The sequence below is a fragment of the Erythrobacter westpacificensis genome, assembly GCF_039542285.1.
GTDB classification, from domain to species: Bacteria; Pseudomonadota; Alphaproteobacteria; order Sphingomonadales; family Sphingomonadaceae; genus Alteraurantiacibacter; species Alteraurantiacibacter westpacificensis.
Map to the genome: position 1 here is coordinate 1 of NZ_BAABHV010000007.1, position 11,732 is coordinate 11,732.

General features: G+C 60.8%; 9 protein-coding genes. 1 reads left to right on the top strand and 8 read right to left on the bottom strand.

Going from position 1 to position 11,732, the window contains the following annotated elements:
- On the top strand, nucleotides 1–399 hold a 399-nt coding region (locus ABFX23_RS04075; RefSeq protein WP_346031848.1), incomplete at its 5' end, for a rhodanese-like domain-containing protein.
- Nucleotides 400–410: 11 nt separating this feature from the next.
- Here ABFX23_RS04075 and ABFX23_RS04080 read toward each other — a convergent pair.
- The 8 genes from ABFX23_RS04080 to ABFX23_RS04115 form a co-directional block, all read right to left on the bottom strand.
- Nucleotides 411–2,741, bottom strand: coding sequence for a heavy metal translocating P-type ATPase (locus tag ABFX23_RS04080; RefSeq protein ID WP_007163847.1), 2,331 nt, complete (start codon nucleotides 2,739–2,741; stop codon nucleotides 411–413).
- A gap of 12 nt (nucleotides 2,742–2,753) precedes the next feature.
- Entirely contained in the window at nucleotides 2,754–4,355 is a 1,602-nt protein-coding gene (locus tag ABFX23_RS04085; protein ID WP_346031849.1) for a multicopper oxidase family protein, read from the bottom strand.
- Nucleotides 4,356–4,360: 5 nt separating this feature from the next.
- A complete protein-coding gene (locus ABFX23_RS04090) occupies nucleotides 4,361–4,744 on the bottom strand; it encodes a copper-binding protein (RefSeq protein ID WP_230293306.1) in 384 nt (127 codons plus the stop codon).
- Entirely contained in the window at nucleotides 4,723–7,890 is a 3,168-nt protein-coding gene (locus tag ABFX23_RS04095; RefSeq protein WP_230293305.1) for an efflux RND transporter permease subunit, read from the bottom strand. Before ABFX23_RS04095 ends, ABFX23_RS04090 begins: the two co-directional genes overlap by 22 nt.
- The gene (locus ABFX23_RS04100) at nucleotides 7,887–9,329 is read right to left on the bottom strand and encodes an efflux RND transporter periplasmic adaptor subunit (protein WP_428831643.1); all 1,443 of its coding nucleotides are present in this window, start codon (nucleotides 9,327–9,329) and stop codon (nucleotides 7,887–7,889) included. Before ABFX23_RS04100 ends, ABFX23_RS04095 begins: the two co-directional genes overlap by 4 nt.
- 47 nt (nucleotides 9,330–9,376) lie before the next feature.
- Nucleotides 9,377–10,612 carry a TolC family protein gene (locus ABFX23_RS04105; RefSeq protein WP_219148355.1) on the bottom strand — a complete coding sequence of 412 codons (1,236 nt, stop codon included), beginning with the start codon at nucleotides 10,610–10,612 and terminating at the stop codon, nucleotides 9,377–9,379.
- A 112-nt stretch (nucleotides 10,613–10,724) separates the two neighbouring features.
- Nucleotides 10,725–11,318 carry a hypothetical protein gene (locus tag ABFX23_RS04110; RefSeq protein WP_346031850.1) on the bottom strand — a complete coding sequence of 198 codons (594 nt, stop codon included), beginning with the start codon at nucleotides 11,316–11,318 and terminating at the stop codon, nucleotides 10,725–10,727.
- 15 nt (nucleotides 11,319–11,333) lie between these two features.
- A partial coding sequence (locus ABFX23_RS04115) for a rhodanese-like domain-containing protein (protein ID WP_346031851.1) occupies nucleotides 11,334–11,732 on the bottom strand: 399 nt, incomplete at its 5' end.

An 11,732-nucleotide genomic window follows, 5' to 3' on the forward strand; every position in this document is an offset into this window, starting at 1 on the left:
GCCATGACCCATCTGGTGCGCATCGGTCTCGATAATGTTGTGGGCGGCTATGTCGGCGTGGTTCCAGCCGCTGCTCAGGGCAAAGCGATGCGCAGCATTCCCATGATTGGCACCGAGGAAGTCGCGCGCAGGCTCGATCAAGACAGCTGCGAATGGACTTTGCTCGACGTGCGCGACGCGGACGAACGACAAGATGCAAGCATCGACGGGTCAGAGCATATCTATGTCGGTGAGCTCAACAAGCGATGGAAAGAGCTCGACCGCGACCGCCACTACACGCTGATGTGCGCGAGCGGCATGCGGGCGAGCGTTGCGGCAGGCTGGCTCGCAAGCCAGGGCTTCAAGCGCCTCGACATCTATCTCGGTTCCATGGGCGCTTGGAAAAACGCGCATGGCTGAAGTTTGGCCTGTCAGACTTCGAGGCGCAGACCCCGCAGCCGCAGCGCATTGCCTATCACCGATACGGAAGAGAGGCTCATGGCTGCGGCCGCAATCATCGGGCTGAGCAGCACTCCGAAGAAGGGATACAGCACGCCTGCCGCGACCGGAATGCCGAGTGTGTTGTAAGCGAAGGCGAAAAACAGGTTCTGCCGGATGTTGCGCATCGTCCCACGCGACAGCACGATGGCCTGCACCACTCCTGTCAGGTCGCCGCGAACCAGCGTCACGCCTGCGCTTTCGATTGCGACATCGGTGCCGGTGCCCATCGCAATACCAACATCGGCGGCAGCCAGCGCAGGAGCATCGTTGATCCCGTCCCCGGCCATGCCGACCCGGCGACCTTGCGCTTTCAGCTCTTCGATCTTGCGGTGCTTGTCTTCGGGCGAGACATTCGCATGCACTTCGTCGATTCCCATTTCACGGGCGACCGCTTCGGCAGTGCCGCGGCTGTCGCCCGTGAGCATAACGACCCGGATATCGCGCTTGTGCAGTGCCGCAATGACCGCTGCACTGGTAGGCTTGATCGGATCGGCCACCGCGATGAGCCCTGCCGGACGGCCATCGAATGCCACGAACATCACTGTTTGACCCTGCCTGCGGCCACTTTCGGCCGTGCCGAGCCAGGCCTCGTCATCGATCCCGACGCGCCGCATCATCTTCTCATTGCCGATCGCAACCCGGCGGCCCTGGACATTGGCTTCAACACCTTCCCCGGTCGTCGAAGCGAGATCCGTGGCATTGGCGGGCGAGACCCCGCGCGTCCGCGCACCTTCGACGATGGCGTGGGCCAGCGGATGTTCGCTCCCCATTTCGACGCCTGCAACCGCAGCCAGGAAATCGGCTTCGTCGATTCCTTCTGCTGGCGTCACCGCCACCAGATCGGGCTTGCCCATCGTCAACGTGCCGGTCTTGTCGACCACTAGCGTATCGATCTTCTCGAGTGTCTCCAGCGCCTCGGCATTGCGGATCAGGATGCCATGCTGGGCACCCTTGCCCGTGCCGGTCATGATCGACATCGGCGTAGCGAGACCAAGCGCGCAGGGACAAGCGATGATCAGGACCGCAATGGCATTGACCAATGCGTAGGCAAGCGCAGGTGCGGGACCCCAGATTCCCCAGACCACGAAGGTGGCGATGGCTATCACCACCACCGCAGGCACAAACCAGCCCGCCACCTGATCCGCCAGTCGCTGGATCGGTGCGCGGCTGCGCTGCGCCTCGGCCACCATCTGGACGATCTTGGACAGCATCGTGTCCTTGCCCACGCCGGTTGCGCGCATAATGAACCCACCAGTCTGGTTGACTGTGCCGCCGATGACTGTGTCGCCAGCCTGTTTGGCGACCGGAAGCGGTTCGCCGCTGATCATGGATTCGTCGATGGCGCTCGATCCCTCCTCGATTTCTCCATCGACCGGAACCTTATCGCCGGGGCGGACGCGCAGACGATCGCCTGTGGCCAGCTGGTCGAGCGGCACCTCGCGCTCATCGCCGGAGCCGAAGATCTTGACCGCGCTGGGCGGTGCCAGCTCGAGCAATGCGCGCAAGGCGCTCGAGGTCGAGCCCCTGGCCTTGAGCTCGAGGACCTGTCCGAGCAGGACAAGCGTGGTTATGACCGCTGCCGCCTCGAAATAGACCCCGACCCGTCCCGAATGGTCGCGGAACGCTGCAGGGAACAGATCGGGCGCGACCGTCGCCACCACGCTGAACAGATAGGCGATGGCAACGCCAAACCCGATCAGCGTGAACATGTTGAGATTGCGCGTCTTGAGCGACTGGATGGCCCGAACGAAGAACGGCCAGGCTCCCCAAAGAACAACCGGTGTGGCAAGGGCAAACTGCGCCCATTGCGCCCAGGCAGGTTCGATCAGCCCGTCGAAACTGAGCCCCGGTGCCATGTCGCTCATCGCGTAGACGAACAGAGGCAGCGTAAGCAGTGCGCTCCACCAGAACCTACGCCGCATGTCGACCAGTTCGGGGTCGGGGCCATCGCCCAGCGAAACCGTTTCCGGTTCGAGCGCCATGCCGCAAATCGGGCATGAACCTGGCCCGGGCTGGCGGATTTCAGGGTGCATCGGGCAGGTGTAGATCGTGCCTTCGGGCACATCCTCGACCGCGTCGAGATGCGCGCCCGAGAGATAGAGCTCGGGATCGGTGACGAACTTGTCGTGACAGCGCGGCGAACAGAAATAGTGTTTCGCGCCATCATGCGTCGCGATATGCTGAGCCCCGTCGATTGCAACGCTCATGCCGCAAACCGGGTCGATCGCAGTACCCTCGATTACGCTCTCGTTCTTGCTCATCGCCTGTCCTTCCTAGCTCTTCACGACTACGAACTGCCCCATCATGCCTGCATCCTCGTGTTCGAGAATGTGGCAGTGATACATGTAGGGCAGGTCTGGGTCGGTGTGTTCTTCAAAACGCAGGAGAAGGCGTACCTGCTCGCGCGGGTTGACGATCACGGTATCCTTCAAACTGGTTTCCAATGGTGGGGGTGCTCGCCCATCGCGGTCGATCACACGAAACTGGGCGTTATGGATATGAAACGGATGGGCCATCATCGAAGCGTTGGCGATCTCCCAGATTTCCCATTGGCCGACCGGCACACGTTCGTTGATCACATTCATGTCCATCGCAGCACCGTTAATGGACATTCCGCCGCCCATCATGCCCATGTCGAGAACGAAACGCCGGGTTCGGACGGCTGACGACGGGTCAGGTGGGGCAAGCGATGCCAGCTGTGTCGGCACCCTGGCTGGCTGAGCCGACCTTGCCGGCCTGATATCGAGGATTTGAAACACGTCTCCGGAAGCATCGCCGCTATTGCCGCGACCCATCATCCCGCCGCCCATCATTCCGCGTCCGCGTCCGCCCATCATGCCCATGGTGCTTTCAGGACTGGTGGCAAGAAGGCGAAGCGGGCGTCCTTCCGAGAGATCGATGATGACCTGCGCGCGCTCCCCCGGGGCGAGCCTCACCGAGCGGACGATGTGCGGACGATCGAGCAAGCCGCCATCACTCGCGATCAGTTGCATCGAACGATCACCTTCGAGCGAAAAATCGTAAAAGCGGGCGTTCGATCCGTTGAGGATGCGCAGACGCAATTGGCCTGTCTGTGCGTCGAACACGGCGTTTTCAGTACCGTTGACGAATATCCGGTTCCCGCGCACGCCCATCATCCGCGTGTGCATGCTCAGCGGGTACACCAACCGGCCAGATCCATCGATGACGCGGTCCTGAACGATCAGCGGAATGTCGTCGACACCATAGTCGCTCGGCAAGTCGAGGCGCTCTTCCTCGTCATCGCGAACATAAATCGGCGCGGCAAGCCCGGCATAGACCTGCGGCCCAGCTTCGCGTTCCAAATGCGAATGACACCAGTAGAGCGAAGCCCGCTGGCGAACTTCGAAAGAGGGGCTCCAGCGTTCGCCGGGACGGATCAACTGATGCGGTCCGCCATCGGCTGCGGCAGGAAGTTCGAAACCATGCCAATGGACCGTAGCGCCTTCGGCCAGCTTGTTGTCGATATGGAACTGCACCCACTCGCCCCGGCGCATTTCCAGCGTCGGTCCCAGATAGGGTGCGTCGATGCCGATGGTGGGCGAAGCAACACCGGGGACGAATTCCTTCTGGCCTGGGGTCAAAGACAAGCGGAAAACCCGCGCGCCCTGCTCCATCTCGCCACTCTGCAAGGGCGGTATGGCGAGCGGATTGGACCCGTCAGTGCTGTCCAGCATCGATGCGTCTTGCGCTTTGCATCCCGCAAGCGGGAACGCGGCAAAGCCTGCAGCAGCAAAACCAGCGCTTTTGATCAGTGTGCGGCGGTCCACGGGGAATGCTTGGGTGATGGGGGGTGTCCGGATCATGCTCCTCCTGTTTCGCGATGGGCGGCACCAGATTTGCCTGGCACCACCCAACCGATTTACTCCTTCGTGATCGACGTGATCACACTGCCTTCAGAACCAGTACGAAATTCAAAGGCAATTCCCTCACCGACGCTTACTTCGCTGCGCAATTGCTCATCGGCTTCGAACGCCATCGTCATCGCCGGCCATTCGATCGCTGGGACCGGGCCGTGGTCGACGGTGATCGTGCCCGCTTCGGCGTCGATGGCGGTGACGGTGCCTTGCGCACTCGCGGTCTGCATTATGCTGCCGGCGTCCATCATCGGCATCTCTTCGCCGTCCATGATCATTTCATTCTCTGCCATCGGCATGTCGTTCATCTCCGCAGTGTCCTGGCCAGAATCGCAGGCCGCCAGCGCCAGCGGGAGGGCCAGTAGGCTCATGAGGGTTGTGGTACGCATTCTTCTTCTCCTTGGGGTTGGGTTGGCCGTTCGGGCCGGGGGCGCCGCATCAACAAATATGCGGCGGGGATAACGAACATCGAAAGCAGCGGCGCGGTGATCATGCCGCCCACCATCGGCGCGGCGATGCGGCTCATGACCTCCGATCCTGCGCCGGTTCCAATGAGGATCGGGAAGAGACCGGCAAGAATGACGGCCACGGTCATTGCCTTGGGACGCACGCGCAGAAGAGCGCCCTCCCTGATGGCTTCGCCCACGCCGTCCGCATCGAGGGCACCGCTGCGCCGGGCCAGCGCAGACTTGAGGTAGATCAGCATGATAACGCCGAACTCCGCCGATACCCCGGCAAGGGCAATGAAACCCACCGATGTCGCAACAGACTGGTTGTAGCCCATCAGATAGAGCAGCCAGAAGCCGCCGGTGAGGGCAAAGGGCAGCGTGCCCATAACAAGTAGCGCTTCGTCGAAGCGGCGGAAGATCAGGTACAGCAAAACGAAAATGATGCCGAGCGTCGCGGGAACGACGACCTGCAACCGCTCATTGGCGCGGGTGAGATATTCAAACTGGCCCGCGTAGGAAATGCTTACACCGGCAGGCAGATCGACGCCCTCTGAAACTGCCGCCTGAAGATCGCTTACGACCGAGGTCAAATCGCGCCCGCGCGTATCGACATAGACCACGCTGATGAGACGGCCTTGCTCATTCTTGAGCATCGGGGGGCCATCGCTGACGCTCACCTGCGCTACGGTGCCGAGCGTAATTTGCTGGCCAGAGGGGGTTAGCAAAGGCAGCGCGTGCAGTTCTGCGAGGCTGTCGCGGATCTCGCGCGGATAGCGCACATTGATGGGATATCGCGCCAATCCTTCGACCGTTCTGCCGATATTCGCGCCGCCGATCGCGCCTGACACAATCTGCTGAACATCGGCGATATTCAGCCCGAAACGCGCCGCAGCGACCCGGTCGATGTCCACATCGACATAGCGGCCTCCCGAAAGACGCTCTGCCAAAGCGGAGCTGACGCCGGGAACCTGTTTTGCGACATTCTCGACCTGCAACGCCACGCGCTCGATCTCGCCAAGGTTCTCGCCAGACACTTTCACGCCTATCGGGCTCTTGATACCGGTCGCGAGCATGTCGATGCGATTGCGGATCGGGGGCACCCAGACATTGGCGAGCCCCGGCACCTGCACCGCACGATCAAGCTCTTCGACGAGCTTCTCCGGCGTCATTCCGGGTCGCCACTCTTCTCGAGGTTTGAACCGGATGGTCGTCTCGAACATCGTGAGCGGCGCCGGGTCTGTTGCGGTATCCGCGCGTCCTGCCTTGCCGAACACGGTGTCGACTTCGGGTACGGATTTGATCAGTCGATCAGTCCGCTGAAGCAATGCCGACGCTTCACCAGGAGACAGACCAGGCAACGCGCTTGGCATATAAAGCAAGTCGCCTTCGTCGAGCGGCGGCAGGAATTCTCCTCCAAGGCGGGTGAACGGGACCAGCGCTGTAAGGAATACGAGGCCTGCCACAACCAAAGTGGTTTTCGGTCGGCGCAGTACCCAATCAAGACCGGGCCGGTAGGCGTTGGTCAGCAAGCGATTGAGGACGTTGGTGTCCTCCTTGGGTATCTTCCCGCGGATCAGCCAGCCCATCAGAACGGGAACCAGCGTCACCGACAGAATGGCGGCCGCCGCCATGGCATAGGTCTTGGTAAAGGCCAGTGGGGAGAAGAGCCGCCCTTCCTGCGCCTGCAGAGTAAACACCGGCAGGAACGATAGGGTTATGATCAGGAGGCTGAAAAACAGCGCTGGCCCCACCTCTTTCGATGCGTCCGCAATCAGTTTCCAGCGCTCATCGTTGGACATCTTCTCGTCGGGATGGTCCTCTTCCCAATGCTCGATATGCTTGTGCGCGTTCTCGATCATGACGATGGCAGCGTCGACCATCGCGCCGATTGCGATGGCGATGCCGCCCAAGGACATGATGTTCGCATCGACCCCCTGGAACCGCATCACGATAAAGGCCGCCAGCACCCCCAATGGAAGCGTGACGATCGCCACCAATGCTGATCGCACATGCCACAGGAACAGTGCGCAAACGATCGCGACGATGATAAATTCGGCGATGAGTTTTCCGGTCAGGTTTTCGATCGAGGCGTCGATCAGCTTCGAACGATCATAGGTCGTGACAATCTCGACCCCTTCAGGAAGACTGGCCTGGAGCACGTCGAGCTTCTCTTCGACAGCCGCGATCGTTGCCCGCGCATCCTCGCCTTGTCTAAGCACAACAATACCGCCTGCGACTTCGCCTTCGCCATTGAGTTCGGCGATTCCTCGCCGCATTTCGGGGCCAAGCTGGATCGTGGCGATATCGGATAGAGTAACCGGTATACCGTTCCCGACTGATTTGAGAGGGATCTGCCGGAAGTCGTCGAGAGACGTGAGATAGCCTGAAGCGCGGACCATAAACTCGGCCTCACCCATTTCAACCACCGATCCGCCAGCCTCCTGATTGGAAGCTTGTATGGCGCGCACGACATCGCTGTAAGTGACGCCAAGCGAAGCCATCCGGTAGGGTTCCAGCACGACCTGGTACTGCTTGACCATGCCGCCCACGCTGGCGACCTCTGCGATGCCCGGAATGGTCTGAAGCTCATAGCGCAGGAACCAGTCCTGAAGGCTTCTGAGCCCAGCAAGGTCGCTGTTCCCAGTTCGGTCAACCAACGCATATTCGTAAATCCAGCCCACGCCCGTCGCGTCCGGCCCGAGCGAGCTGGTCACACCTTCGGGCAATTCGTTTTGCACCTGGTTGAGATATTCGAGCACGCGCGAACGCGCCCAGTAGAGGTCCGTCCCATCCTCGAAGATCACATAGACGAAGCTGTCGCCGAACATCGAATACCCGCGCACTGTTTCCGCGCCCGGCACCGAGAGCATCGTCGTTGCGAGCGGGTATGTGACCTGATCCTCAACGATGCGCGGAGCTTGGCCCGGATAATTAGACCGCACCACGACCTGGACATCAGACAGATCGGGGATCGCATCGACCGGCGTTGCGCGCACCGCCCAGAAGCCGGCGAGCGTGACCGCGAAGGCCGCCAGAACGATGAAAAACCGATTGGCGATCGAGGCATCGATTATGCGCGCGATCATTGGTCGGTCTTCCGAATGGATTCGATGCGCGGACCGGTGTCGTGCTGCGAGAAGGTAAACTCGACCTTGTCGCCCGGTTCAATACCGTCAACTAGAGCGGCGTCGGCGAGGGCGAAGGGCATGACCATGCTTGGCCATTCGAGGGCGGGAACCGGCGCGTGGTTGAGAGTGATCGAAGCACCAGCGATTTTCGTCACTCTTCCCGTAGCGGTGTATGCCCTCATCTTTGGCGAGCCGTCCGACGCCATGCTCATGGTCCCATCGATCGACCTGACGTCGATCCCGCCAAGACTTGCTTCGGAGTCGATCAGGAACTGACCTGAAGTGACGACCTGCTCGCCCTCCGCAACGCCTGCGAGTATCTCTGTCTTGCCATTCGCTTCGCGCCCGATTTCGACCTCGGCAGGCAGGAACGCGCCTTCATCCTGCTTGAGCATCACGAGATTTCGGCGTCCGGTTCGAATGACCGCCTCCGACGGTACCAGCAAGGCTCGCCGTGTGTCGGGTGAAAGCGACACCTGCGCGAACATGCCCGGCTTCAGCCTGCCGCGCGGGTTTGGCAACTCAGCCCGGACGGTGATCGTCCGGCTTGCTGCATCGGCGCTAGGAAGGATGGCAACAATCCGTCCCGCAAATCGCTGATCCGGATACGCTGCCAGGGTCGCACTGATGGGCTGGCCCTGCCGGATATTTGCGGCCTGTGTTTCGGGCACTGAGGCTTCCAGCCATATCGGCGAGAAGCCTGTAATCTCCGCGAGTGTCTGACCTTCCATCACGGTCATGCCTGGACGCACCCCGAGCATTGTTACAGCGCCGCCAACAGGTGCGGTGACTGTAAACGTGTTCTGGACGCGGTGTGTGCGTTCAACGGATGCGATCATCGCGTTTGTCATGCCGAGCAATCGCATTCGCTGCCGCATCGCATCTGCCAGCGCCTTATCGCCAGTATCGAGCACAGCAATGTACTCGCGCTGCGCGCCGCCCCAATCAGGGACGAGAATGTCGACTATCGGAGTGCCTCGACCCACCACATCGTCCTTGGCAAGTCCGTAGGTTCGTTGAACATAACCGCCCGCTCTTGGCTGGACGATGGCAACATCTCGGCTGTTGTAGGCCAGGACGCCCGTTACGGTAATTTCTGGCTCGAGAACTCCGAACTCTGCCGCTGCGGTGCGAATGCCGAAATTCTGGACCAGGCCCGGATCAATCCGGACGCCCGCTTCCGCAGCTTCTCCCGCGCACTTGGGAACCAGCATCATGTCCATGAAGGGCGATTTGCCAGGCTCGTCAAAGCGCTGTCCGGGCACCATCGGATCGTACCAGTAAAGCACCTCTTCGCATTCTGCCGCATCGGAACCGGAGATCCCACCCTCGCTCTCACCGCCTATAAGCGAGAGCGCATATCCCGCGCCGAGGCTGACAAGCGCGACGCCTGCCATGATTGCATAGGTTCGCTTCGTAGGGCCCGAGCTGTCGACTGTATTGCTCATGGCTGCTGCTCCCCGTAAGTCAAGCGAAGCATCTCGGCCCATTCCACGGTCGCAGCTTCGCGTTCAAAGATTTCAAGATCGAGCAAGGCCAAATCCGCCTTTGCTGCAATCACATCGATCAGGTCTGCGTTTCCGGCAGCAAAGCTCGCCGTCTCCAGCTCAACCCTTTGGCGGGCCAGCGGCAGCAATTCATCGTGGGCGCGTTCCCATTGGCGCTTCGCACTGCGCCACGTGGCGAGATCGGATTCGAATTGCACACGCAGTGCCCGCAACCGATCATCGCGCTCAGCCTGCGTAGCGGCAGCCTCTGCCTCGGCGGCACGAATGCGGGGCTTTTGACGTTGATCGGTGAAGATGGGCAGGGTAACCGATCCCATGACAGAGAATGCGTCTCCGAAGGCAGGGTCGCGTCGGCCATAGTTTACGCTCACTCCGAAGTCGGGGCGCAAGTCGGCGCGCGCGAGGTCGGCGTTCGCTTCTGCGCGTCCGGTGGCAGCATCGGCAAGACGGATGACGGGGTTAAGGTCCAGAGCTTGTTCGAGGCTGCCGCTGTCGACATCGGCCGCTGGCGCATTACCCGCGATAGTAGGGTCGTCTGTGTGAATGTAGCTCGAGAGCATGGCGCGCGCGGCATCTCTTTCGGCTTCAATTCTTGTGATTGCATCTTCGATCACAAGGAGCTCGCGGCGAATGGCAAGGCTTTCGGCCGGACGGGCTGCCCCCGACGCGACAGCGCTGTTTGCCACCGGCTGAAGCCTGCGCAGATCGCTCAGCGCCGTATGGGCGAAGGCGAGCTTCTCTTCGGCATAGTACAAGTCGATCCAGGCCGCTGATGTGGCGATATCGATCCGCTGCTGAGCAACTCCAAGCCGCATCTGAGCGACGGCTACATCTGCGCCCGCTACGCCTCTACGGGCTCTGCGCCGTGCAAGGTTCGGGATTGGTTGCTCAATGCCAACAGCAATCTGCGTTGGAAGCTGGCGATCAAACTCGAACGCTACAGGCCCCGTGATTGGCAGGTTTGCAATCCCGCCACGCAAGATAGGATCGGGCAGCTCATCTGCGGCATCCGAGGCATCTCGCGTGCCGTCGATACGCAATTGCGCGGCCTGGAGCAGCGGCTGATCCTCGCGCGCTGCCTGCAAGGCTTCTTCGTAGCCAACCGGCTGCGCGAGCACGACCTGCGCCGGCATCAGGGCGGCGGCAAGGATACCGCCTATGGACCATTTCATGGAAAAATCTCACTTGATTTGCGTGCCGAGGTCCGGCGGCAATGGCGGTGCATTGCAGCGTTAAGACCACGCATTCAGAAGGCAGAATTCGCCCTCAGTTCGTGCAATCAAGTCAGGTTCGTGGAGGTGGACAGTCGGGCGTAGAAACGCGGCTGATGAGTGGGGGAGAAATGCTCGACAAATACAATGGGCCCTCAATGAACGGCTTGGCGCCAGACAGCGATGAACTGCTGCCTACCCAGACAGGAGAAACCGCGTTTGTGGCAAGCAAGCAATCGGCCGACATGTCTTCACAAGGTGCATCAGGACTGCCGTGATGGCTGTGTATGGGCCCATCGCCTTCAGAGTGGTGCATCATTTCAGCACAATCGGAAGCGAGCATCTTCTCCGCTTCGGGCGTAGGCATCGCCTGCACGGGTGATTGGATCACGAAACCAATGCAAAGCAATGTCAGCAAAAAGGAACGCAACCGAACCATCTTCGGAACCCTAGAGACTTTGCGGCTTACCGACAAGAATGCATGTGCTTGAGGAAAAAGGCGCAACCATTGCCTCGGCCATTCGCCACTTTCTAGCCTGAGCCAGTCCCGGCCGACAATCGACGCTATCACGGCCAATGCATGCCGTACATGCCAAGCCTGTGACTTTGGAAAATCACGGCTCGCCGACAGCGGAGCTTCGGGGAAATATGGGATTGAAAGAAGCATGAACGCTGTGATCGTCTATGAACTTTGCTGCTTCCAAGCGCCCATCGAGCCAAGATAGATATCGATCTTGTCGAAACCGCGACTTGCCAGCCAGCCCGCAGCAACGCTCGCCCGCATACCGCTCGCGCACATCAGCGTGTAGTGGCGGCCGCGGTCGAGCTCTTCCCACTGCGTGTTGAGCTCACCGACATAGATATGTTCTGAGCCGTCAATACTTGCTTCTCGTCGTTCGTCCGCGTCGCGCACGTCGAGCAGGATCCACTCGCCGCTGTCCTGACCGAGCCTGCGCGCGACTTCCTCGGTGCCGATCATGGGAATGCTGCGCATCGCTTTGCCCTGTGCGGCGGCTGGAACCACGCCGACATAGCCGCCCACAACATTATCGAGACCGATGCGCACCAGATGGGTCATGGC